This is a genomic window from Streptomyces sp. NPDC051109 (genome assembly GCF_044455885.1).
Taxonomy (GTDB): Bacteria; Actinomycetota; Actinomycetes; order Streptomycetales; family Streptomycetaceae; genus Streptomyces.
This window is the reverse complement of record NZ_JBITFF010000003.1, coordinates 1-22,305: the sequence shown is the minus strand read 5'-3', so window position 1 is coordinate 22,305 and position 22,305 is coordinate 1. Positions and strand designations below refer to the sequence as shown.

Below are 22,305 nucleotides of genomic sequence, written 5' to 3'. Positions count from 1 at the left end.
CTTTAGTGGCTCGCCCCGGCCCCAGATCTTGATCGCACGCTGGTCTCGGAGGTTGGACGCGGCGGTCGGAAGCGGAGCTCGGATCCGGCGGTCGGCCGCGCAGGCCGGCTCAGAGGCCGAGGAGCCAGCGCCCGCCGCCGATCAGCGAGCACAGCGCGACGGCGTGGAAGAGGAGCAGCCAGGCCACCGGGTGGACGTGCGTGAGCCGCCCCAGCTGGTCCGCGTCGGAATCGGGCGCCCCGCCGTGCCGGCGCTTGGCCCCCAGCTCGAAGACCGGCCGCACCCCGCCCAGCAGGAGGAACCACACCACCAGGTACGCGAAGACCGCCTGGACCTCGGCCGGGGCGAGCCAGGAGACCAGGACGAACGCGGCGCCCGACAGCACCACCGTCAGGGCGCCGTACGCGTTCCGGATCATCACCAGCATCGCGAGCAGCAGGGCGGTCGCCGCCCACAGCAGCAGGGTGATCCGGTGGGCCGACAGCAGCGCTGCCCCGCCGAGCCCGAGCAGCGAGGGCGCCGTGTACCCGGCCGCGGCGGTCAGGATCATCCCGAGCCCGGTCGGCTTGCCGCGGCTGACGGTGACCCCGCTGGTGTCCGAGTGCAGCCGGATCCCGTCGAGGCGACGTCCGGTCAGCAGCGCCAGCAGCCCGTGGCCGCCCTCGTGGGCGATGGTCACGGCGTTGCGGGACAGCCGCCACAGCGGACGCGGTCCCACGGCGGCCAGGGCCACCACGCCCGTCACGATCACCAGCCACAGTGCCGGCGGGGTCTGTATACCCGTGAGCCGGTCCCACAGGCCGGCGGTCTCGGTGCTGTCCGTGGAGCTGTTCATGGAGTGGCGGACTCCTTGCGGTGGTGGGCGGGCGGGATGGCAGTCTGGCAGCCATGTGCGGACGGTATGCAGCGAGTCGTCGGCCGGAGGACCTGGTGGAGGCCTTCGGCATCGAGAAGTGGGAGCCCGAGGAGACCCTGGCCCCCGACTGGAACGTCGCGCCGACGAAGGAGGTCCACGTCGTCCTCGACCGTCCCGTGAAAGACGCTGCGGACCCGCGTCCGGTTCGTCAGCTGCGCACGGTGAGGTGGGGGCTCGTCCCCTCCTGGGCCAAGAACCCCGACGGCGCCGCCCGGATGATCAACGCCCGCTCCGAGACCGTGGCCGAGAAGCCCTCCTTCCGCCGCCCCTTCGCGCAGCGCCGCTGCATCGTCCCCGCCGACGGCTACTACGAGTGGGTCACCGCCCACGACGAGCGGCAGCTGGAGGTCGAGGGCAAGAAGAAGCGGGCCCGCAAGCAGCCCTACTTCGTGCTCCCCGCCGACGGCTCCGTCTTCGCCATGGCGGGGGTGTACGAGTTCTGGCGCGATCCGACGCTCCCCGGCGACCACCCGCAGGCCTGGTGGGCCACCTGCTCGGTGATCACCGCGGAGGCCGAGACCGGGCCGCTGGGCGTGGCGCCCGCCGAGGGGCCGGCCTCGCTCGCCGAGATCCACCCCCGGATGCCGCTGATGCTGACCCCGGACCGCTGGGACGCCTGGCTGGACCCGGCCCGGACCGACACCGGCGAACTCCAGGCGCTGCTCGCGCCGCCGCCGGGCGGCCTGATGCGCGCCTACCCGGTGTCCACGGCCGTCAGCAACGTGCGCAACAACGGGCCGGAGCTGCTCCACGAGCTGGCCGCGCCGGAGGAGGCCACGCTCTTCTAGGCCGGTCCCGGGCAGGCTTCTAGGCCGGTCCCGGGCAGGCTTCCGGGCCGGTCCCGGGCAGGCTTCCGGGCCGGTCCCGGGCAGGATGGGTGCCATGACCACGCGCACGCGCACCGAGAGCGTCGACACCCCTGCGGGCGAGGCCCGCATCACCTGGCATCCCGTCCCCGCCCGTACGGCCGCCCGCCTCGTGCTGGCCGTCAGCCACGGCGCCGGCGGCGGCATCGAGGCCCGCGACCTCGTGGCCCTGGCCGCCGCCCTGCCCGCCCACGGGGTCACCGTGGCGCTGGTCGAGCAGCCGTGGCGGGTCGCCGGGAAGAAGGTGGCCGCCGCGCCCAAGGTGCTGGACGAGGGCTGGCGGGGGCTGTGGCCCGCGCTGGCGGAGCCCGGACTGCCGGTGGTGGCGGGCGGCCGCAGCGCCGGGGCCCGGGTGGCCTGCCGGACCGCCGCCGAGCTGGGGGCGGCCGCGGTGCTGGCCCTGGCCTTCCCGCTGCACCCCCCGGGCCGGCCCGAGAAGTCCCGGGCCGGGGAGCTGACCGGCGCAGGGCGGCCCGCCCTGGTGGTCCAGGGCGGACGGGACCCCTTCGGGCGGCCCGAGGAGTTCCCGCCGCCGACCGCGCCGACGCCGTACGAACTGGTGGAGGTCCCGCACGCCGACCACGGCTTCGCCGTGCCGAAGAAGGCGGACCTCACCCAGGACGAGGCCCTCGCGGTGATCACCGGGGGCGTCGCGGCATGGCTCGCCCGGCTCCCCCTCTGACGGCCCCGCGGTGATCCATATCACACCGCGGGCGCACACCTGACAGAGGCCGTGGAACCGGCCTCCGCCGGGGAATGCGCGGCCCGACCCTTCTGTTGTGCGGAATGTCAGAAAGCACGGGATCAGTCGGAGGAGAGGGACCGCATGACCCAGGTCATCAGCCAGCACCGTCCGCAGGCGGCAGGCCTGGACTGGACGGTCCTGCCCGCGCCCAAGCGCCGCCCGCTTCAGGCGGCGGAGGGCCGGGATGGTCGACTATTCTCCGATTCGAGCGGGTCCGCTTTCGGAGCCGTCACGCAGTCGGAGGAGGTGGGTCCTGTCGCTGGGACCGACGAAGGCCACGCGGAGGAGACGACCGCGGAGCGCAACGCGCGCTTCGAGAGGGACGCCCTCGGCTACCTCGACCAGATGTACTCGGCCGCGCTGCGCATGACGCGCAATCCGGCCGACGCCGAGGACCTGGTCCAGGAGACGTATGCGAAGGCATACGCGTCCTTCCACCAGTTCCGCGAGGGCACCAACCTCAAGGCATGGCTCTACCGCATTCTGACCAACACGTTCATCAACTCCTACCGCAAGAAGCAGCGTGAACCGCAGCGCAGCGCGGCGGAGGAGATCGAGGACTGGCAGCTGGCGCGCGCCGAGTCGCACATGTCGACGGGGCTTCGTTCCGCCGAATCGCAGGCGCTCGACCACCTGCCCGATTCGGATGTGAAGGAAGCGCTCCAGGCCATTCCGGAGGAGTTCCGCATCGCGGTCTATCTTGCCGACGTAGAGGGCTTTGCGTACAAGGAGATCGCGGACATCATGGGTACACCCATCGGTACGGTCATGTCGCGACTGCACCGTGGCCGCCGTCAACTCCGCGGAATGCTGGAGGACTACGCCCGTGAGCGCGGGCTGGTCCCCGCCGGCGCGGGAGAGTCGAACGACCTGAAAGGCTCGGGCTCATGAGCTGCGGAGAGCCGCACGAGACGGATTGCTCTGAGGTCCTGGACCACCTGTACGAGTTCCTGGACCACGAGATGCCGGACAGCGATTGCACGAAGTTCGAGACGCACTTCGGCGAATGCAATCCCTGCCTGGAGAAGTACGGCCTCGAACAAGCCGTCAAGAAGCTGGTGAAGCGCTGCTGCGGTTCGGACGACGTCCCGACCGACCTGCGCTCGAAGGTCATGGGACGGATCGAGCTGATCCGTTCCGGCCAGGCCGTTCCCGATCATGATGTGACCGCGGACCCCGCCACCGGCTGATCGAACAATCGCCCCTGGAAGCCGATTCGTTCACTCGAAGGTGCTAATCCGGGGGTGCCCGTACGGCGCAATACGAAAATGTGGCCCCCTGTGCGAGGGGGCCCACTTATTCTCCCCAAACGGTGTGCACGGCACAGGGGAGGAGAGCGCCATGCGGGTACTTCCGCCGGCGGCGCGTCCCCGCCTCCTGTGGGCCGTCATCCTCGGCGCCGTCCTCGCGGCCTTCGCCTGCACCGCTGCGGCCTTCACCCGCTCGGGCACCCCGTGGCCCGCCGTGGCGCTGCTCGCCCTCCTCTATCTCGGCTGCGAACTGGTCAGGATCTGCCCGCTGCCGGGCAACCGGGTCCCCGTCCCCGAGGGCAGCGGTTCGCTCTTCCCCGTGCTGCTCGCCGCCGTCTTCCTGCTGCCCCCGGGCGCCGCCGCGCTCGTCGCGCTGCCCGGCGCCTTCGCCCAGCGGGTGGTCCGGCGGCCCGCCCCGGTCCGGCGCGTGTGGCACGCGGCGCAGCAGGCCGTCGCCGCCTGGGCGGCGGGGCGGACGTTCGGGCTGCTGGGCGGCGCTCCCTCGGCCGGCCGGCTCGCCGACTTCCCGTACGCGCTGCTGCCCGCGGCGGCCGCGGCCGCCGCCTTCTGCCTCGTACTGGCCGCCCTCGACGGGGGCGTGCTGGCCGCCGCCGAGCGCCGGCCCGTGCGCACGGCCTGGCGCGGGCTGCTCACCCGCTCCCTCGTCCCGCACTGCGTGCACGGCCTCGCCGGGCTGATGATGGCCGTCCTGTGGCGCAGCCCGTACGGGCTCCCGGCCGCGCTGCTCGTCCTGCTGCCGATGTACATCTCCTGCTGGGTCTTCGCCCAGTACCACCGCGAACGGGCCGCCCACCAGGCCACGATCCGGGCGCTCGTCCAGGCCGTCGAGCTCAAGGACCGCTACACGCGCGGCCACGGCGAGCGCGTCGGCCAGGCCTCCGCGATGATCGCCCGCGAGCTGGGCATGGACGGGGACCGGCTCGAAGTCGTCCGCATCGCCGGGATCCTGCACGACGTCGGCAAGCTCGGCGTCCCGACCCGGCTGCTGCGCAAGGACGGCCCCCTGACCCCGGAGGAGCGGCGGGTCATCGAGCTGCATCCCGAGTACGGGCACGAGATGGTCCGCGGCATCGGCTTCCTGGGCGAGGCCCGGTCCGCGATCCTGCACCACCACGAGCGGGTCGACGGCTCCGGATACCCGTACGGGCTGACCGGGGAGCAGATCCCGGTGCCGGCCCGGGTGGTGGCGGTGGCCGACGCCTTCGACGCGATGACCTCGACCCGCTCGTACAGCCGGGCCCGGCCGGTGCCGGTGGCCCTGGCCGAGCTGGAGCGGTGCGCCGGGGCCCACTTCGACCCGGTGATGGTGCACGCGCTGGTCGAGGCGATCGGCCGGGACGGCTGGCACCCGGTGGTCACGGCGGACGAGGACGACCTCCAGGTGATCCCTGGTACCGCCCCCGGCCGGCCGGCGGCGCCCGACGCCGCGGCCCCGGACCCGGGCGGTCCCGCGCTGTCCGGGCTCCCGGCGCAGGGCGCCCGGCCGCGCGTACGGACCGCGGACCCGGGGAACGGGCGGGAACCGGACGGCGGAGGCGGGGCGTGAGGGGGCGGGGCGTGGGGGGCGCGGCGCTCGGGGGCGCGGTCGTCAGCGGGGTGCGCGGGGCCGCCGTGGTGCTCACCCTGGCCGGGCTCGGGCACACCCTGTGGAACGGCGTCGTCGAGCCCGGCACGGCCCTGGCCTTCGGCGCCCTGATCGCCTGCGGCGAGCTCGCCTGCCGCGACAGCCGGGACGGGCGGGAGACGCGAGGCCCCCGGGACCCCGGTGACACCTGGGGTACCCGGGATGCCTGGGCCCCGCCGGCAGCCGCCCCGGACGCGGCCGAAGACCGCCGGCCCGCGCCGCTGGCCTTCGCCGGCGCCCTCGCGTACGCCCTGCTCGGCCCGGACGCCGCCGAGCCCACCCACCACGGGGTGCTCCAGATCGTCACGGTCGTCGCCGCCGCGGCGCTGGCCGGGCTCGTCCCCCACATCGCCCGCGGCCGCGCTCCCGGCGCCGACCACCTGGCCCGACGGGTCCTCACCGTCGCCTTCGCCGCCGTCTGCTTCCAGCCGCTCTACAATTCCGGCCGGCTGGAGCACGGGATCGCGCAGGGCCCGTACCTCGTCCTCTTCCTGCTCCTCCTGCTCGGCCTCACCGCCCTGTGCGACGCCGTCCTCGCCGCCGTCCAGGTCTGCGCCCGCACGGGCTGGCCGTACGGGCCCCTGCTGCGCGACGAGCTGCGCGCCCAGCTCGGCATCGGCTCGGCGATCTGCGCCACCGGGGTCGTCATGGCCCTCGGCGTGGCCGTCGCCGGCCTGTGGGCCCTGCCCGTCTTCTGCGTACCCCTGCTGCTGACCCAGCTGTCCTTCCACCGGATCAGCGCGATCCGCACCACCTACCGCCAGACCATCACCTCCCTGGCCCGGGCCACCGAGATCGCCGGGTACACCCGACCGGGGCACTCCCGCCGGGTCGCCGCCCTGAGCTGCGCCGTCGGCCGGGAGCTGGGCCTTTCGGAGCGGGAGCTCACGGTGCTGGAGTACGCCGCCCTCATGCACGACATCGGCCAGCTCTCCCTCGTCGACCCGGTACGGGCCGGGGCCACCGCCGGGCTGCCCGCCGCCGAGGCCCGCCGGATCGCCGCGCTCGGCGGGGACGTGGCCAGGCAGACCGGGGTGCCCGCCGAGGTGGCCGTCATCGTGGAGCGGCAGGCCGACCCGTACCGGGAGCAGCCGGTCGCGGCGCGCATCGTACGGGCGGTCAACGCGTACGACGACCTGCTCGGCGGGACCCGTCACCCGGGCGGCCCCCTCGTGGCCCTGGAGCAGCTGCGGCTGGGTACGGGGCGCGACTACCAGCCGGAGGTCGTGGAGTGTCTCGCAAGGGTTCTGGCCAGGGACGGACGTGACAGAGTTGTTCCCGCCCCACCTGGGTAACCCATGGGTAATGAGCGGCCGTCCGAGTGGGCATGGTTGGATGCCAGTAGGAGTGTCCGTGAGGGTGTCCGCAAGGCTGCACCGTTGGACCGGCAGGCGGGAATCGTGAGGATCTTCGGGAAGGTACGGCATCGGCCCTCCGCCTCGTGGCGGCAGGCCACCGACCGCGCGTTCACGCTGATCGGCGACGGGCGGTACGAGGACGCGGGTGCGCTGCTGACCAGAGCCGCGGACCTGGAGCCCTGGCTGTCCGAGTCCTGGTTCAACCTCGCCCTGCTGCACAAGTTCCGGCACGACTGGGAGCAGGCACGGGCCGCCGGGCTGCGCGCCGTGGCCCTGCTGGACCGCGAGACCGGCGCCCCGGACTGGTGGAACGTCGGGATCGCCGCGACCGCGCTGCAGGACTGGCCGCTGGCCCGCCGGGCCTGGCAGGCGTACGGGCTGAAGGTGCCCGGGGACCCGCACGGCTCGGGCATCCACCCCGCGAAGGGCAGCGGCGAACCGGTCGGCATGGAGCTCGGCAGCGCCGCCGTGCGGCTGTCCCCCGAGGGGGAGGCCGAGGTGGTCTGGGGCCGCCGGCTGGACCCGGCCCGCATGGAGGTCCTGTCGATCCCGCTGCCCTCCTCGGGGCGGCGCTGGGGCGAGGTCGTCCTGCACGACGGGGTCCCGCACGGCGAGCGGGTCACCGCGGCCGGCCCCGCGTACCCGGTCTTCGACGAGATCGAGCTGTGGGCGCCCTCGCCGGTGCCGACCTGGGTGGTGCTGCTGGAGGCGGCCACCGAGGAGGACCGTGACGCGTTGGAGCAGCTGGCCTCGGACGCGGGCTTCGCCGCCGAGGACTGGTCGTCCTCGGTGCGGCTGCTGTGCCGGACCTGCTCGGAGAGCGTGATGCCGAGCGGCGAGGGCGACGGGGAGCAGCTGGACCCGCACGACCACAGCGAACCGGGGCACCCCGGCCCGCTGGGCCACCGTACGAACGGTTCCGGCCCGCTGTGGGTGCCGGAGCGCGAATGCGGGATCGCGGCGCCGGCCGGCCTGGTGCGCGGACTGCTCGACGGCTGGGTCGCGGACAGCCCGGACACCCGTGAATGGCGGGATCTCGAAGAGGTCTGCTGACCCGGCACCGTAGGCTGTACCGGCACATTGTGAACGGGTGGACTTACGGAAGGCGTACGGCGGAGATGGCGCAGCAGGAGAACGAGGTCGTCGAGAACGTCAACGACGGGTACGTCGTGGACACCGAGGACTGTGAGGCGCGCGAGCTCGCCCACCGCGAGCGCGGCACCGCCCGCCCGATCACGGTGGTCGGCAACCCCGTCCTGCACCGTGAGTGCAAGGACGTCACCGAGTTCGGCGACGAACTGGCGCAGCTGATCGACGACATGTTCGCCAGCCAGAAGGCCGCCGAGGGCGTGGGCCTGGCCGCGAACCAGATCGGCGTGGACGCCAAGGTCTTCGTCTACGACTGCCCGGACGACGACGGCGTGCGCCACACCGGGGTCGTGGTCAACCCGAAGCTGGTGGAGCTGCCGGCCGGCTCCCGCGTGCTGGACGACTCCAACGAGGGCTGCCTGTCGGTGCCGACCGCGTACGCCTCGCTGGCCCGCCCGGACTACGCCGAGGTGACCGGCCAGGACGCGCAGGGCAACCCGATCAAGGTGCGCGGCACGGGCTACTTCGCGCGCTGCCTCCAGCACGAGACGGACCACCTGTACGGGTACCTGTACATCGACCGCCTCTCGAAGCGGGACCGCAAGGACGCCCTCCGCCAGATGGAAGAGGGCACCCCGCGCTACGAGACCGTCCCGAACGCGTAGTCGCAGGCAACGGGAGGGGCCCCGCACCGGAGATCCGGTGCGGGGCCCCTCCCGTTGCCTTTGGCCCTCCGGCTCAGAAGTCCTCGTCCAGGTCGACGGTGCCCTCGACCGCGACCTGGTAGGCCGACGGGCGGCGCTCGAAGAAGTTCGTCAGCTCCTGGACGCCCTGCAGCTCCATGAAGGAGAACGGGTTCTGCGAGCCGTACACCGGCGGGAAGCCGAGGCGGACCAGGCGCTCGTCCGCGACGCACTCCAGGTACTCGCGCATCGACTCGGTGTTCATGCCCGGCAGGCCGTCACCGCACAGGTCGCGGCCGAACTGCAGCTCCGCCTCCACGGCCTCCTTCAGCATGTCGGTGACCTGCTGCTGGAGGGCGTCGTCGAAGAGCTCCGGCTCCTCCTTGCGGACCGTGTCCACGACCTCGAACGCGAAGTTCATGTGCATGGTCTCGTCGCGGAACACCCAGTTGGTGCCGGTGGCCAGACCGTGCAGCAGGCCGCGCGAGCGGAACCAGTACACGTACGCGAAGGCGCCGTAGAAGAACAGGCCCTCGATGCACGCGGCGAAGCAGATCAGGTTCAGCAGGAAGCGGCGGCGGTCGGCCTGCGTCTCCAGCCGGTCGATCTTCTCGACCGAGTCCATCCACTTGAAGCAGAACTGCGCCTTCTCGCGGATCGACGGGATCTCCTCGACGGCGTCGAAGGCGGCCGCGCGGTCGTCCGGGTCGGGCAGGTAGGTGTCGAGCAGCGTCAGGTAGAACTGGACGTGCACGGCCTCCTCGAACAGCTGGCGCGACAGGTAGAGGCGCGCCTCCGGGGAGTTGATGTGCTTGTAGAGCGTCAGCACCAGGTTGTTCGAGACGATCGAGTCGCCCGTCGCGAAGAACGCGACCAGGCGGCCGATCATGTGCTGCTCGGCGGGCGTCAGCTTCGCGAGGTCGGCGACGTCCGAGTGGAGGTCGACCTCCTCGACGGTCCAGGTGTTCTTGATCGCGTCCCGGTAGCGCTCGTAGAAGTCCGGGTAGCGCATGGGGCGGAGCGTGAGCTCGAAGCCCGGGTCCAGGAGGTTCTTGTCGGTGGAGCTCATTACTGGCAGGCCTCGCAGGACTCGGGGTTCTCAAGGGAGCAGGCCAGCGCCTCGGCGTCGGCGACCGCCTGGGGCAGTGCGACGGGGGTGGCCGCCTGCGCGGCGCGGGCGATCTTCGTCGCCGGGCGGGAACGCAGGTAGTACGTCGTCTTCAGGCCCTGCTTCCAGGCGTACGCGTACATCGACGACAGCTTGCCGATGGTGGGCGTCTCCAGGAACAGGTTCAGCGACTGCGCCTGGTCGAGGAACGGCGTACGGGCCGCCGCCATGTCGATCAGACCGCGCTGCGGGATCTCCCACGCCGTGCGGTACAGCTCGCGCACCTCGGCCGGGATCCAGCCGAAGCCCTGGACGGAGCCGCTGGCCTCGCGCAGCGCCTCACGGGTCTGCGCGTCCCACACGCCGAGCTTCTTCAGCTCCTCCACGAGGTAGGCGTTGACCTGGAGGAACTCACCGCTCAGCGTCTCGCGCTTGAAGAGGTTGGAGACCTGCGGCTCGATGCACTCGTACACGCCGGCGATGGAGGCGATCGTCGCGGTCGGGGCGATGGCGAGGAGCAGGGAGTTGCGCATGCCGGACTTCGCGATCCGGGCGCGCAGGGCGTCCCAGCGCTCGGGCCAGTTCAGCTCCACGTCGAAGTGGTCGGGGTGCAGGACGCCGCGGGCGGTGCGGGTCTGCTCCCAGGCCGGGAGCGGTCCGCTGCGCTCGGCGAGGTCGCAGGAGGCCTCGTACGCGGCCAGCATGATGCGCTCGGAGAGCTTGGTGGACAGGGCCTTCGCCTCGGGGGAGTCGAAGGGCATCTTCATCTTGAAGAAGACGTCCTGGAGGCCCATCGCGCCCAGGCCTACCGGCCGCCAGCGGGAGTTGGAGCGGCCCGCCTGCTCGGTCGGGTAGAAGTTGATGTCCACGACGCGGTCGAGGAAGGTGACCGCGGTGCGGACGGTCTCGTCCAGGCGCTCCCAGTCGATGTCGCGACCGTCCGCCGTGTCGATGACGAACGCGCCCATGTTGACCGAGCCGAGGTTGCAGACGGCCGTCTCGCCGTCGTTGGTGACCTCGATGATCTCGGTGCAGAGGTTGGAGGAGTGGACGACCGTACCCGGCTCGGCGGTCTGGTTCGCCGTGCGGTTGGAGGCGTCCTTGAAGGTCATCCAGCCCTGGCCGGTCTGCGCGAGGGTGCGCATCATCCGGCCGTACAGGTCGCGGGCGGGCATGGTCTTGCGGGCGAGGCCCGCCGCCTCGGCCTTGCGGTAGGCGGCGTCGAACGCGTCGCCCCACAGGTCGACCAGCTCGGGCACGTCGGCCGGGGAGAACAGCGACCAGTCGGCGTCCGCGTTGACGCGGCGCATGAACTCGTCCGGCACCCAGTGCGCCAGGTTCAGGTTGTGCGTACGGCGCTGGTCCTCACCGGTGTTGTCGCGGAGCTCCAGGAACTCCTCGATGTCCGCGTGCCAGGTCTCCAGGTACACGGCGGCGGCGCCCTTGCGGCGGCCGCCCTGGTTCACGGCGGCGACGGAGGCGTCGAGGGTCTTCAGGAACGGCACGATGCCGTTGGAGTGGCCGTTCGTACCGCGGATCAGCGAACCGCGGGCGCGGATGCGCGAGTACGAGAGGCCGATGCCGCCGGCGTGCTTCGACAGGCGCGCGACCTGGTGGTAGCGGTCGTAGATCGAGTCGAGCTCGTCCAGCGGGGAGTCCAGCAGGTAGCAGGAGGACATCTGCGGGTGCCGGGTGCCGGAGTTGAAGAGCGTGGGGGAGGACGGCAGGTAGTCGAGGCGGCTCATCAGCCGGTAGAGCGAGGCCACTTCCTCGACGGCCTGGACCGTGTCGTTCTCGGCGAGGCCGCACGCCACGCGCAGCATGAAGTGCTGCGGGGTCTCGATGACCTGGCGGGTGATCGGGTGGCGCAGCAGGTAGCGGCTGTGCAGGGTGCGCAGGCCGAAGAAGCCGAAGCGGTCGTCGGCGCCCTCGGCGAGCGTGTGCTCGACCAGCGCGTCCAGACGGCTCGCGTGCAGCGCCACGAACTCGGCGGTGCGGTCGGCGATCAGGCCCTCGCGGTGGCCGACGGCGACCGAGGAGGAGAAGGAGGTGGCCCCTTGGCCCGCGGCTTCCTCGGCGACCGCCAGCGTCAACAGCCGGGCGGCGAGCCGGGAGTACGCCGGGTCCTCGGAGATCAGGCCGGCGGCGGCCTCCGTGGCCAGGGCGCGCAGCTCGGCCTCGTCGGCGGCGGCGCTGCGCCCGCGGAGCGCGGCGGCGGCGACCCGGCCCGGGTCGGTGTCGGGGAGGTCGGCCGTCAGCTCGGTGAGGGTACGCAGCAGTGCGGCCCCAGGTCCCCCGGTCTCGATTCCGGTGTCGGACGGGTCGGACTCGGCGCGCGGTGCGGAAGGCGCGATGGTCACGGGGGGAGCTCTCCCTCGCTCGGCTCCGGGACACCTGCGGCGTCGGAGCGAGCGGGCGCGTGCGGGCATGGCAGGGCAGCACCGCGCGGCGTCCACCGGCCCAACCGCGAGGCCCGGACGTATCGGCACCCGGTTCGGTCGAGCCGGGCGCACTGTCGGCAGGTCGTCGGACTTGCGGTGACACCAATGGGTGTACTTCATACCGTTGCGGGACAGTTCCGGATTCGCACCGGATTCCCCTGCGACGACAGCGAGCACGAGCATACATGTGGGGGCCGCTTCCTGCGCGACCCCCTAGATGTTGTGTCGGCGTGGCTACAGTTCGAGACCGTACGTGAGCAGAGGGAGGTCGGGAACGGGCTCCCAGTCCCGTTCGGGCGTGCGCACGAAGCCGAGCCGTTCGTAGATCCGGTGGGCTCCGACCATGTCGTCCGTGGTGGACAGAACGAGGCGCCGTACGCCCTCGATGGCCCTCGCCCGCTCCATGCAGGCCCGTACGAGCGCCTCCCCGGCGCCCCGCCCGCGGCCCTCCCGGGCGACGGCCAGCATCCGGAACTCGGCCTCGCCGGCCACGGCGATGTCGCACAGCGGGCTCCCGGGCGCGGCGAACGCCACGCCGCCGAGGAGCCGTCCGTCGCTCGCGGCGGCGACGAGTATCACCCCGTCGCGCGCCCGCCCGGCCACGTCCCGCAGCCGCGTGAGGTACGGGTCGTCCTCGCCGAAGGTGAGCAGCCCGTCCCCGAGGTACGCCTGCGCGGTGATCTCCCCGAGCGTCCCGTACTCCGCCGCCAGCGCTTCTCTGATCACGATGTCCATGGATCGAGTGTGCGGGACTGCTGTCGGTGCCCGGCGCTATCGTCGGAGGCGGCACCGTCGAGGAAGGCGAGCGAGGCATGACCGTGATGACAGACCGGCCCCACATGCTGACCGAGGACTTCGAAGCCGTGGCGCGCATGGCCGCCCGCGAGCGGGAGGGGACACGGCTGGAGTTCATCGACGGGGCAATCAGGAGCAAGGCCACGCCGGACGGCGATCACGGGCGGATCATTCAGTGGCTGCTCAAGATCTGCATGCAGTCGCGGCCCGAGTTGTTCCTGCATCCGGGGCAGGGGATCAAGGCACAGGAGTACCGGGAGGGGCGGGCCATTCCCGACGCGGTGCTGGCGGATCCGGATGCCTTCGTCGGCCAGGGCGACTGGGTCGACCCCGCCCCGATCCTCATGGCTGTCGAGGTGACCTCGTGGGATTCGGACACCCACCGGCGGGACCATGTCGAGAAGCCCCGCGCCTACGCGGAGACGAGTATCCCGGTCTACCTGTTGATCGACCGGGCCAAGTGTGAGATCTCCGTCTACAGTCAGCCCAACGGCCGACGGTACGAGAGCGTCCACATCGTGCCGTACGGCACGGACATCGCGCTTCCCGACCCCGTCGGCATCACTCTCCACACCGAGCCCCTCAAGGACTGGGTGCGCTGACCCCCGCGCAACGCGAAGGGCCCTGCCGACGATCGGCGGGGCCCTTCGCATGCGGTCAGCAGCAGCGGAAGCCCTCGCGGGGGTCCGCCTCGCGCGAGTCCGTGCGGGCGCGTTCGAAGGCGCGGCGGGTCAGGACCTCGGCCGCTGGGTCGTGCGCGCGGGCGTGCGCGACGTAACGGTCGTACGCGGCCTCGCCCGAGAACTCCCGTACGAAGAACCGCGCCTTCGCCAGCGCCGCGCGGACCCCGCTCACGCCACCGGCTCCTTCACGCGGCCGCCGCCCGAGTCCAGGCCGGCGGCGGCGAGCTCCGCCCGCTCCTCGGGGGTGGCGATGAGCCCGGCCGGGGCGATGATCTTCGACTCCGACCACGGGACCTCGGACAGCCGGACTGCCTCGGGGTCGGCGACGGCCTTGAGGCAGGTCCGCGCCGCGTCCAGCAGCACGATGACGATCAGGATCGCGAACAGCGCCGACAGCACGCCGTCGACCGTGGCGTTCGTGACGATCGTGTGCATCTCACCCATGTTCTTCGCGGGCGGCAGGACCTTCCCGGCGTCGATCCCGGTCTGGTACTTGTCGCGCTGCGCGAAGAAGCCGACCTTCACGTCGTCCGAGAACACCTTCTGCCAGCTCGCGGTCAGGGTGACGGCCACGTCCCAGGCCAGTGGGACGCCGGTCACCCAGGCCCACTTCAGCCGCCCGGACTTGACCAGCAGCGTGGTGCACACGGCCAGGGCCACCGCCGCCAGCAGCTGGTTCGCGATCCCGAACAGCGGGAACAGCTGGTTGATGCCGCCGAGCGGGTCCTTGATGCCGACCCACAGGAAGTAGCCCCAGCCGCCCACGACCACGGCGCTGGCCAGCCACACGCCCGGCTTCCAGCTCACGTCCTTGAAGGACTTGTGCACGTTGCCGAGGGTGTCCTGGAGCATGAACCGGCCGACCCGGGTGCCCGCGTCGAGGGTGGTCAGGATGAACAGGGCCTCGAACATGATCGCGAAGTGGTACCAGAACGCCTTCATCCCGGCGCCGCCGACCACGGAGGAGAAGATCTCCGACATTCCGAGTGCGAACGTCGGCGCCCCGCCCGTACGGGACAGCAGGCTGGCCTCCTCGACGTCCTTCGCGGCCTGCGCGAGGAACTCGGGCGAGATGGCGAAGCCGAAGTTCGTCACGGCCTGCGAGGCGGTCTCGACCGTGGTCCCGATGACACCGGCGGGGGAGTTGACCGCGAAGAACAGGCCGGGCTCGATGATGCAGGCCGCGATGATCGCCATGACGGCGACGAAGGACTCGGTGAGCATCGCGCCGTAGCCGATGACCCGGACCTGGGTCTCCTTCTGGATCATCTTCGGGGTGGTGCCCGAGGAGACCAGTGCGTGGAAGCCGGACAGGGCCCCGCAGGCGATGGTGATGAAGACGAACGGGAACATCGACCCGGCGAACACCGGACCGTCCCCGCGGGCGGCGAAGTCGGTGACCGCGGGCATCTTCAGCGTCGGCATCGCCACGACCACGCCCACGGCGAGCAGTGCGATGGTGCCGACCTTCATGAAGGTGGAGAGGTAGTCGCGGGGGGCGAGGAGCATCCACACCGGCAGCACCGAGGCGATGAACCCGTAGGCCACCATCCACAGGACCAGCGTCTCCTTTTCCAGCGTGAAGGTGCTCGCCAGCGAGGAGTCGGCGACCCAGCCGCCCGCGACGATGGCGAGCAGCAGCAGCGCGACGCCGATGACGGAGATCTCGGTGACCCGGCCGGGGCGCAGCACGCGCAGGTAGAAGCCCATGAAGAGGGCGATCGGGATGGTCATGCCGATGGAGAAGACGCCCCAGGGGGAGTGCGCCAGCGCGTTGACGATGACCAGGGCGAGCACGGCCAGCAGGATGATCATGATGGCGAACACGGCGACCAGTGCGGCGGCTCCGCCGACCGGGCCGATCTCGTCCCGGGCCATCTGTCCGAGCGAGCGCCCGTCGCGGCGGGTGGAGAAGAAGAGGGTGACCATGTCCTGGACGGCGCCCGCGAAGATGACGCCTGCGACGATCCAGATGGTGCCCGGCAGGTAGCCCATCTGCGCGGCGAGCACGGGGCCGACCAGCGGGCCGGCGCCGGCGACGGCGGCGAAGTGGTGGCCGAACAGCACGCGGCGGTCGGTCGGGTGGAAGTCGACACCGTTGTCAAGGCGTTCGGCGGGGGTGGCCCGCGTCTTGTCGGTCTTCAGGACCCGGTCGGCGATGAAGCGCGCGTAGAAGCGGTAGCCGATGGCGTACGAGCCCAGCGCTGCGGCGAGCAGCCAGGCGGCCGAGATCTCCTCGCCGCGGGAGAGGGCGAGGATGCCCCAGCCGAGGGCCCCGACGAGGGCGACGAGCACCCAGGCGGCGACGGACTTCGGGTTCATGCCTCCCGAGCTCCCTGATGCGGAAGGCGAGTCCGCCTCCGTGCCCGGACTCGCCGCGTTCCGTTCCGTACCTGTTGCTTCCGGTTCCGGCATGATCCTCGTCCCCTCGTTGATCATCTGCGTAAGCGCAGGGAATCTACGGGGGCCCGCCCGGTGAACGTAAGCCCCCGTCCGTATAGCGGAACGAGAGTCAACTACGAATCAGACGGCGGGGCGCTGGAGTCGCGCCACGAACTTGTAACGATCGCCGCGGTACACCGACCGCACCCACTCGACGGGTTCGCCGTCGGCGTCGAGCGAGTGGCGGGAGAGCATCAGCATCGGCAGGCCGACGTCGGTGCCCAGCAGCCCCGCCTCGCGCGGGGTTGCCAGGGAGGTCTCGATCGTCTCCTCGGCCTCCGCGAGCCGTACGTCGTACACCTCGGCCAGGGCGGTGTAGAGGGAGGTGTACTTGGCCAGCGACCGGCGCAGTGCCGGGAAGCGCTTGGCCGAGAGGTGGGTGGTCTCGATGGCCATCGGCTCGCCGCTCGCGAGGCGCAGCCGCTCGATGCGCAGCACCCGGCCGCCCGTGGCGATCTTGAGCAGTCCGGCCAGGGTGTCGTCGGCCGTCACGTAGCCGATGTCGAGGAGTTGGGAGGTGGGCTCCAGCCCTTGGGCCCGCATGTCCTCCGTGTACGAGGACAGTTGGAGCGGCTGGGAGACCTTCGGTTTCGCGACAAAGGTGCCTTTGCCCTGAATGCGCTCCAGTCGGCCCTCGACGACGAGCTCCTGGAGTGCCTGGCGCACGGTGGTCCGGGAGGTGTCGAATTCGGTCGCGAGCGTGCGCTCCGGCGGTACCGGCGTGCCCGGGGGCAGCGTCTCGGTCATGTCGAGCAAGTGCCGCTTGAGTCGGTAGTACTTGGGCACCCGCGCCGTGCGAGTGGCTGCCCCGCCTTCCGGCTCGGTGGTCGCCCCTTCGGTGGACATCGCCGCCCGCCTTCCCGACTCCAGTTTCACTGCCGTCACCGGCTCCTCCGATATGTGCGGTCACATCGTGACACGGGTGGGAGGACAGGCCTCCTCCCTCCCCCAGGTGTCGGTCCGGTAACGGACCGATCACCCGCTCATTAGACCCTTGACACCCCTAAAGGTCTAGGCCAAGCTCCGGTTGCTGGTCTAAACCAATATGGATCAGATCCCGGCCCCACGGGCAGTACTTGGTGCATGTCACCGCGGCGGGCGAGGGAAGTTGCAGGCAGCATCCCTGAGGAGGGTGGCGTGAAGCGCAAGCTCATCGCGGCGGTCAGTGTCGCGGGCATGATGGTCGGTGTCGCGGCGTGCGGCAACGGCGGCGACGACAAGGGGAAGACCGACGCGGGCGGCGCCAAGGAGATCACTGTCTGGGTGATGGACGGCTCCGCGCCCAAGGCCTGGATCGACGCGGTCAACGCGGAGTTCTCGGCCAAGCACCCGGGTGTCACGGTCAAGGTCGAAGAGCAGCAGTGGAAGGGCATCCAGGAGAAGGTCACCACCGCCCTCTCCGAGAACACCCCGCCGGACGTCCTTGAGCTCGGCAACACCCAGACCGCCGGCTACGCGGTCACCGGCGGCCTCGCCGACCTGACCAAGGACAAGGCCAAGCTCGGCTCCGACGCCTGGCAGAAGAGCATGCTCGCCTCGGCCGAGTACGACGGCAAGCTCTACTCCGCCCCCTGGTACGCGGCCAACCGCGTCGTCGTGTACGACAAGAAGGCCTTCGCCAAGGCCGGGGTCACCCCGCCGACCACCCGCGACGAGTGGATCGCCGGCCTCGACAAGTTGAAGGCCGCCGACCCCGCCTCGCAGCCCATCTACCTCCCGGGCCAGAGCTGGTACGTCCTCGCCGGGTTCATCTGGGACGAGGGCGGCGACCTCGCCGTCAAGGACGGCGACAAGTGGAAGGGCGGCCTCGGCACCCCCCAGGCCGCGTCCGCGATGGAGTTCTACAAGAAGCTCCAGGCGTACTCCACCGCCCCCAAGGACAAGGACGAGGCCACCCCGCAGCAGTCCACCGACGTCGTTCCCAAGGGCGGCGTCGCCTCCTGGATCGGTCTCGGCTGGGAGGCCGGCGGTGCGGAGAAGGCACTCAAGGACGCGGGCAAGGAAGCCGACTTCGGGTACTTCCCGATCCCGGGCAAGACCGCCGACAAGCCCGGCACCGTCTTCCTCGGCGGCTCGAACCTCGCCGTCGCCGAGCGCTCCAAGAACAAGGAGCTCGCCAAGGAGTGGCTGGCGCTGGCCGCCGGCAAGGACCAGATGACGAAGTACGCCGCCGAGACCAAGGGCGCGCTGCTCCCGAACCAGGCCGCCGCGAACTTCACCCCCGCCGCGGGCTCCTTCGCCGAGGCCATGGGCAAGGGCGGCGTCAACGGCCGCATCACGCCGGTCACCCCGGGCTGGGCGAACGTAGAGACCGAGCCCAACCCGCTCAAGGAGTTCATGACCAAGGTCCTGAAGGGTGAGGACGCCGCCAAGGCGGGTGCGGACGCGGACAAGGAAATCGCGAGCCGCATCAACAAGTAGCACGTAGCACCGGGGGTGCGGCCGGCGCCCACGCGCCCGCCGCACCCCCGGTCGCGCATTGACCGACCTGTGCGACGCCCGACCGCAGCCGAGGTAACCAAGACATGACCGTGCACTCCCAGGGAGCGGTGACCGCTCCACAGGACGCACCACCGAAGTCCGCCGGTGGGCAGCAGACGCCGCCCACCACGAAGGGGGCCGCTCCGTCGGCTCCGCGCCGGGGCAGAAAGCCGCTTCCCGCGGGCTGGCTGCCGTACCTCCTGATCGGGCCCGCGGTCCTCAGCCTGGCCACGCTGCTGCTGTACCCGCTGGTCAAGAACGTGATCCTGTCGTTCCAGAAGGTCGACAAGATCGAGTTCATCCAGCGGAAGGCACCCTTCAACGGGGTGGGGAACTACACCCAGCTGCTGGGCGACGCGCACTTCTGGACCGTCGTCGTACGCACCTTCGCCTTCACCGCGGCCAACGTCGCACTGATCATGCTGATCGGCAGCCTCGTCGGCATCCTGCTGAACCGCCTCGGCAAGGGGATGCGACTGGTCCTGTCGATGGCCCTGGTGATGGCCTGGGCCATGCCGATCGTCGCGTCCGTCACCGTCTTCCAGTGGCTGTTCGACGAGCAGTTCGGCGTCATGAACTGGGTCATGCGCACGCTCGGCTTCTCCGGCTACGAGCAGCACAACTGGTTCGAGTCAGGCCTCTCCACCCTGGTGATCGTCACGGTCCTGGTGGTCTGGGGCTCCGTCCCCTTCGTCGCCCTCAACATGTACGCCGGCCTGACCACCGTCAGCGGCGAGCTCTACGAGGCCGCGCGGATGGACGGCGCGAACGGCTGGCAGACGTTCTGGCAGGTCGTCTTCCCGAACCTCAAGCCGTTCTTCACCGTCACCACGTTCCTTGAGGTGATCTGGGTCTTCAAGGCCTTCACCCAGGTGTACGCGATGAACCGCGGCGGCCCCGACCGCGCCTCCGAGACCCTGCCCGTCTTCGCCTTCGTCGAGGGCCAGAGCCAGGGCCACTACGCGCTCGCGGCAGCGATCTCCGTCCTGACGATCGTGATGCTCGTGATCGTCATGTCCTTCTACTTCCGCCTGATCCTGAAGCAGGAGGAGGAGCAGTGAGCACCACCACCGCCCCGAAGCCCGCGCAGCAGCTGCGCAAGCGCCGCCCGCTGCGGCCCGCAACGGTGGCGAAGAACCTGGGCGCGCTCGTCGTGGCCGTGGTCTTCGTCTTCCCGGTCTACTGGATGTTCTCCTCGGCCCTCAAACCGTCCGGGCAGATCCTCTCCAAGGACCCCGTCTTCGTCTTCACCCCGACGCTGGACAACTTCACCAAGGCCACCGGTGTCGAGCTGTTCTGGACGTACGTGACGAACAGCCTGCTCGTCACCGTCGGCGCCGTCGCCCTGGCCCTGGTCGTGGCCCTCGCCGCGAGCTTCGCCATCGCCCGTATGAAGTTCAAGGGCCGCAAGGGCCTCGTACTCGGCGTGATGATGGCGCAGATGGCCCCCTGGGAGGTCATGGTCATCGCGATGTACATGATCGCCCGCGACGCCGAGATGCTGAACAGCCTCCCGCTGCTCACCGCGATCTACTTCGTGATGGTCCTGCCCTTCACCATCTGGACCGTGCGCGGCTTCATCGCCGCCGTCCCGGTGACGCTCGAGGAGGCCGCCCAGATCGACGGCTGCACCCGCGGCCAGGCCTTCCGAAAAGTGATCTTCCCGCTGCTCGCCCCCGGTCTGATGTCCACCTCGCTCTTCGGCTTCATCACCGCCTGGAACGAGTTCGCGATGGTCCTCATCCTCAACAAGGACAAGACCGCCCAGACCCTGCCCCTGTGGCTGACCCAGTTCCAGACCGCCTTCGGCAACGACTGGGGCGCCACCATGGCCGCGTCCTCGCTGTTCGCGGTCCCGGTCCTGGTGATCTTCGTCTTCCTCCAGCGCAAGGCCGTCGGCGGCATGACCGCCGGCGCGGTGAAGGGATAACGCCACCATGACCGTCCTTGCGCACGGCATCACCGCGTCCGATGCGAACGATGAGCTGACCCGCGACGCCCTCGCGGTCCTCCAGCCCGGCTTCGAGGGCACCACCGCCCCCGCCTGGCTGCTCCGCCGGGTCGGCGAAGGGCTCACCGCCGTCGGCTTGTTCGGCCGCAACATCGCCTCGCCCGAGCAGCTCGCCGCGCTCACCGCGCAGCTGCGCGCCGAGCGCGAAGACGTCCTCGTCGCCATCGACGAGGAGGGCGGCGACGTGACCCGCCTGGAGGTCCGGGGCGGATCCTCCTTCCCCGGCAACCTGGCCCTCGGCGCCGTCGACGACACCGGCCTCACCCGGGACGTCGCCCGCGAGCTGGGCCGCCGCCTCGCCGAGTGCGGGGTCAACCTCAACTGGGCGCCGTCCGCCGACGTCAATTCCAACCCGGACAACCCGGTGATCGGCGTCCGTTCCTTCGGCGCGGACACCCACCTCGCCGCCCGGCACACCGCCGCGTACGTCGAGGGCCTCCAGGCCGCCGGCGTCGCCGCGTGCACCAAGCACTTCCCGGGCCACGGCGACACCAACGTCGACTCCCACCACGCCCTGCCGCGCATCGACGTGGACCTGGACACGCTGGTGGCCCGCGAACTGGTCCCGTTCAAGGCGGCCATCGAGGCCGGCACCAAGGCCGTGATGAGCGCCCACATCCTGGTGCCCGCCCTGGACCCGACCCGCCCCGCCACCCTCAGCCCGCAGATCCTGACCGGGCTGCTGCGCAAGGAGCTCGGCTACGAGGGCCTGATCGTCACCGACGGCATGGAGATGAACGCCATCGCCGGCACGTACGGCATCGAGCGCGGCTCGGTCCTCGCCATCGCGGCCGGCGCCGACGCGATCTGCGTCGGCGGCGGGCTCGCGGACGAGGCCACCGTGCTGCGGCTGCGCGACGCCCTGGTGGCGGCCGTGCGGGAGGGCGCGCTCCCGGCGGAGCGGCTCGCCGACGCCGCCGCCCGGGTACGGGCGCTGGCCTCATGGACCCGGCAGGCCCGGGCCGCCGCCGCGCCGGGCGCGCCGCAGGAGGGGAGCGCGCCCGGCATCGGCCTGGCGGCGGCCCGCCGCGCGGTGGCCGTGACGGGCACCGCGGCGCCGGTGGTGAACCCCCTGTACGTCGCCACGCTCGCACCCGTCGCGAACATCGCGGTGGGCGACGAGACCCCGTGGGGCGTGGCCGCGGAACTGGCCGCGCTGGTACCGGGCACCGACTCGGGCGTCTACGCGGAGGGCGCCGAGGCGGCGGCCGTCCTCGCGGCGGCGGGCAGCCGTACGGTGGTCGCCGTGGTCCGCGACGAGCACCGCCACCCGTGGATGGCGCAGGCCCTGGACACCCTGATCGCAGCCCGCCCGGACACGGTGGTGGTGGAGATGGGCGTCCCCCGGGCCACCCCCCGCGGAGCCCTGCACATCGCGACGCACGGAGCCTCCCGCGTTTGCGGCGCCGCTGCCGCGGAGATCATCGCGGGGGTCTAGTGACCTGAGTCGAAGATTCATCGTTGGTTGGGTATGAGTCGTCCGGGTCCGAAGATTCCGCCGTTGTCGGTGACCGATGCCCAGCGGGCCGTGCTGGAGGGCTGGGTGCGTCGCCGGACGACGGCCCAGGCTCTGGCCCAGCGGTCGCGGATCGTGCTGGAGTGCGCCGAAGGCCACTCGATCATGGAGGTCTCCCGTCGGCTGCGGATCACTCCGGACACGGTCCGCACCTGGCGGCGCCGCTTCATCGAGCGGGGAATGGACGGCTTGTGCGACGACCCGCGTCCAGGCGTCCCACGAAAGATCACCGATGCGGATGTCGAGCGGGTGATCGTCAAGACGCTTGAGGAGACA

Annotated in this window: 21 protein-coding genes and 1 riboswitch; of the genes, 14 read left to right on the top strand and 7 right to left on the bottom strand. The window is 71.2% G+C overall.

From position 1 onward, the window contains the following. Nucleotides 1-109: 109 nt before the first annotated feature. Nucleotides 110-835 carry a M50 family metallopeptidase gene (locus ACIBAD_RS05860; RefSeq protein WP_208328984.1) on the bottom strand — a complete coding sequence of 242 codons (726 nt, stop codon included), beginning with the start codon at nucleotides 833-835 and terminating at the stop codon, nucleotides 110-112. Nucleotides 836-888: 53 nt separating this feature from the next. Here ACIBAD_RS05860 and ACIBAD_RS05855 point away from each other — a divergent pair, with 53 nt between their 5' ends. The 8 genes from ACIBAD_RS05855 (at nucleotide 889) to def (ending at nucleotide 8,534) form a co-directional block, all read left to right on the top strand. After that, complete coding sequence (locus ACIBAD_RS05855) at nucleotides 889-1,704, top strand: SOS response-associated peptidase (RefSeq protein WP_398904826.1); 816 nt, start codon at nucleotides 889-891, stop codon at nucleotides 1,702-1,704. Between the two features lie 94 nt (nucleotides 1,705-1,798). Continuing rightward, the gene (locus ACIBAD_RS05850; protein WP_134071386.1) at nucleotides 1,799-2,464 is read left to right on the top strand and encodes an alpha/beta family hydrolase; all 666 of its coding nucleotides are present in this window, start codon (nucleotides 1,799-1,801) and stop codon (nucleotides 2,462-2,464) included. 309 nt (nucleotides 2,465-2,773) lie between these two features. Beyond that, nucleotides 2,774-3,418: a sigma-70 family RNA polymerase sigma factor gene (locus ACIBAD_RS05845; protein WP_030153556.1), complete on the top strand. Its 645-nt coding sequence runs from the start codon at nucleotides 2,774-2,776 to the stop codon at nucleotides 3,416-3,418. Next, nucleotides 3,415-3,717 carry a mycothiol system anti-sigma-R factor gene (rsrA, locus tag ACIBAD_RS05840; protein WP_030153557.1) on the top strand — a complete coding sequence of 101 codons (303 nt, stop codon included), beginning with the start codon at nucleotides 3,415-3,417 and terminating at the stop codon, nucleotides 3,715-3,717. Before ACIBAD_RS05845 ends, rsrA begins: the two co-directional genes overlap by 4 nt. 151 nt (nucleotides 3,718-3,868) lie before the next feature. Continuing rightward, on the top strand, nucleotides 3,869-5,344 hold the full coding sequence (locus ACIBAD_RS05835; RefSeq protein ID WP_398904823.1) for an HD-GYP domain-containing protein: 1,476 nt from the start codon (nucleotides 3,869-3,871) through the stop codon (nucleotides 5,342-5,344). An 11-nt stretch (nucleotides 5,345-5,355) separates the two neighbouring features. After that, nucleotides 5,356-6,717: an HD-GYP domain-containing protein gene (locus ACIBAD_RS05830; protein ID WP_398904821.1), complete on the top strand. Its 1,362-nt coding sequence runs from the start codon at nucleotides 5,356-5,358 to the stop codon at nucleotides 6,715-6,717. Nucleotides 6,718-6,822: 105 nt separating this feature from the next. Beyond that, complete coding sequence (locus tag ACIBAD_RS05825; protein WP_134071381.1) at nucleotides 6,823-7,833, top strand: hypothetical protein; 1,011 nt, start codon at nucleotides 6,823-6,825, stop codon at nucleotides 7,831-7,833. Nucleotides 7,834-7,898: 65 nt separating this feature from the next. Next, nucleotides 7,899-8,534 carry a peptide deformylase gene (def, locus tag ACIBAD_RS05820; protein ID WP_134071379.1) on the top strand — a complete coding sequence of 212 codons (636 nt, stop codon included), beginning with the start codon at nucleotides 7,899-7,901 and terminating at the stop codon, nucleotides 8,532-8,534. A gap of 73 nt (nucleotides 8,535-8,607) precedes the next feature. Here the strand turns inward: def and ACIBAD_RS05815 are convergent, their stop codons facing one another. The 3 genes from ACIBAD_RS05815 to ACIBAD_RS05805 all read right to left on the bottom strand — a co-directional run bounded on the left by ACIBAD_RS05815 (nucleotide 8,608) and on the right by ACIBAD_RS05805 (nucleotide 12,836). Next, complete coding sequence (locus tag ACIBAD_RS05815; RefSeq protein WP_134071377.1) at nucleotides 8,608-9,621, bottom strand: ribonucleotide-diphosphate reductase subunit beta; 1,014 nt, start codon at nucleotides 9,619-9,621, stop codon at nucleotides 8,608-8,610. After that, nucleotides 9,621-12,020, bottom strand: coding sequence for a ribonucleoside-diphosphate reductase subunit alpha (locus ACIBAD_RS05810; protein ID WP_398904818.1), 2,400 nt, complete (start codon nucleotides 12,018-12,020; stop codon nucleotides 9,621-9,623). Before ACIBAD_RS05810 ends, ACIBAD_RS05815 begins: the two co-directional genes overlap by 1 nt. Nucleotides 12,021-12,159: 139 nt before the next feature. Next, a riboswitch (cobalamin riboswitch) is annotated at nucleotides 12,160-12,301 on the bottom strand. Nucleotides 12,302-12,335: 34 nt separating this feature from the next. Then, the gene (locus tag ACIBAD_RS05805) at nucleotides 12,336-12,836 is read right to left on the bottom strand and encodes a GNAT family N-acetyltransferase (protein WP_134071372.1); all 501 of its coding nucleotides are present in this window, start codon (nucleotides 12,834-12,836) and stop codon (nucleotides 12,336-12,338) included. Nucleotides 12,837-12,913: 77 nt separating this feature from the next. Here ACIBAD_RS05805 and ACIBAD_RS05800 point away from each other — a divergent pair, with 77 nt between their 5' ends. Then, entirely contained in the window at nucleotides 12,914-13,498 is a 585-nt protein-coding gene (locus ACIBAD_RS05800; RefSeq protein ID WP_134071370.1) for a Uma2 family endonuclease, read from the top strand. Between the two features lie 55 nt (nucleotides 13,499-13,553). On the opposite strand, the gene ACIBAD_RS05795 is transcribed toward ACIBAD_RS05800, so the two are convergent. From ACIBAD_RS05795 to ACIBAD_RS05785, 3 genes are all read right to left on the bottom strand, one after another. After that, entirely contained in the window at nucleotides 13,554-13,751 is a 198-nt protein-coding gene (locus ACIBAD_RS05795; RefSeq protein WP_134071368.1) for a YbdD/YjiX family protein, read from the bottom strand. Further along, nucleotides 13,748-15,901: a carbon starvation CstA family protein gene (locus ACIBAD_RS05790; RefSeq protein WP_398904814.1), complete on the bottom strand. Its 2,154-nt coding sequence runs from the start codon at nucleotides 15,899-15,901 to the stop codon at nucleotides 13,748-13,750. Before ACIBAD_RS05790 ends, ACIBAD_RS05795 begins: the two co-directional genes overlap by 4 nt. A gap of 201 nt (nucleotides 15,902-16,102) precedes the next feature. Then, nucleotides 16,103-16,867: a GntR family transcriptional regulator gene (locus tag ACIBAD_RS05785; RefSeq protein WP_398904812.1), complete on the bottom strand. Its 765-nt coding sequence runs from the start codon at nucleotides 16,865-16,867 to the stop codon at nucleotides 16,103-16,105. A gap of 291 nt (nucleotides 16,868-17,158) precedes the next feature. On the opposite strand from ACIBAD_RS05785, the gene ACIBAD_RS05780 reads away from it, so the two are divergent. The 5 genes from ACIBAD_RS05780 to ACIBAD_RS05760 all read left to right on the top strand — a co-directional run. Beyond that, nucleotides 17,159-18,442: an extracellular solute-binding protein gene (locus tag ACIBAD_RS05780; RefSeq protein ID WP_398904810.1), complete on the top strand. Its 1,284-nt coding sequence runs from the start codon at nucleotides 17,159-17,161 to the stop codon at nucleotides 18,440-18,442. 104 nt (nucleotides 18,443-18,546) lie between these two features. Beyond that, nucleotides 18,547-19,563 carry a carbohydrate ABC transporter permease gene (locus ACIBAD_RS05775; protein WP_398904808.1) on the top strand — a complete coding sequence of 339 codons (1,017 nt, stop codon included), beginning with the start codon at nucleotides 18,547-18,549 and terminating at the stop codon, nucleotides 19,561-19,563. Between the two features lie 50 nt (nucleotides 19,564-19,613). Then, the gene (locus tag ACIBAD_RS05770; protein WP_398905405.1) at nucleotides 19,614-20,432 is read left to right on the top strand and encodes a carbohydrate ABC transporter permease; all 819 of its coding nucleotides are present in this window, start codon (nucleotides 19,614-19,616) and stop codon (nucleotides 20,430-20,432) included. 7 nt (nucleotides 20,433-20,439) lie between these two features. Next, nucleotides 20,440-21,951 (top strand): glycoside hydrolase family 3 protein, encoded by a 1,512-nt coding sequence (locus tag ACIBAD_RS05765; RefSeq protein ID WP_398904806.1) that lies wholly within the window; start codon nucleotides 20,440-20,442, stop codon nucleotides 21,949-21,951. 69 nt (nucleotides 21,952-22,020) lie between these two features. After that, nucleotides 22,021-22,305, top strand: a 285-nt coding sequence (locus ACIBAD_RS05760; RefSeq protein WP_398905402.1) for a helix-turn-helix domain-containing protein, incomplete at its 3' end; no start/stop codon positions are given.

What these genes read in the sequence shown, in the direction of transcription:
- ACIBAD_RS05860 (WP_208328984.1), bottom strand. Translation starts at nt 835, where the DNA reads ATGAACAGCTCCACGGACAGCACCGAGACCGCCGGCCTGTGGGACCGG.
- ACIBAD_RS05855 (WP_398904826.1), top strand. Translation starts at nt 889, where the DNA reads ATGTGCGGACGGTATGCAGCGAGTCGTCGGCCGGAGGACCTGGTGGAG.
- ACIBAD_RS05850 (WP_134071386.1), top strand. Translation starts at nt 1,799, where the DNA reads ATGACCACGCGCACGCGCACCGAGAGCGTCGACACCCCTGCGGGCGAG.
- rsrA (WP_030153557.1), top strand. Translation starts at nt 3,415, where the DNA reads ATGAGCTGCGGAGAGCCGCACGAGACGGATTGCTCTGAGGTCCTGGAC.
- ACIBAD_RS05835 (WP_398904823.1), top strand. Translation starts at nt 3,869, where the DNA reads ATGCGGGTACTTCCGCCGGCGGCGCGTCCCCGCCTCCTGTGGGCCGTC.
- def (WP_134071379.1), top strand. Translation starts at nt 7,899, where the DNA reads ATGGCGCAGCAGGAGAACGAGGTCGTCGAGAACGTCAACGACGGGTAC.
- ACIBAD_RS05815 (WP_134071377.1), bottom strand. Translation starts at nt 9,621, where the DNA reads ATGAGCTCCACCGACAAGAACCTCCTGGACCCGGGCTTCGAGCTCACG.
- ACIBAD_RS05805 (WP_134071372.1), bottom strand. Translation starts at nt 12,836, where the DNA reads ATGGACATCGTGATCAGAGAAGCGCTGGCGGCGGAGTACGGGACGCTC.
- ACIBAD_RS05800 (WP_134071370.1), top strand. Translation starts at nt 12,914, where the DNA reads ATGACCGTGATGACAGACCGGCCCCACATGCTGACCGAGGACTTCGAA.
- ACIBAD_RS05790 (WP_398904814.1), bottom strand. Translation starts at nt 15,901, where the DNA reads ATGAACCCGAAGTCCGTCGCCGCCTGGGTGCTCGTCGCCCTCGTCGGG.
- ACIBAD_RS05785 (WP_398904812.1), bottom strand. Translation starts at nt 16,867, where the DNA reads ATGTCCACCGAAGGGGCGACCACCGAGCCGGAAGGCGGGGCAGCCACT.
- ACIBAD_RS05775 (WP_398904808.1), top strand. Translation starts at nt 18,547, where the DNA reads ATGACCGTGCACTCCCAGGGAGCGGTGACCGCTCCACAGGACGCACCA.
- ACIBAD_RS05765 (WP_398904806.1), top strand. Translation starts at nt 20,440, where the DNA reads ATGACCGTCCTTGCGCACGGCATCACCGCGTCCGATGCGAACGATGAG.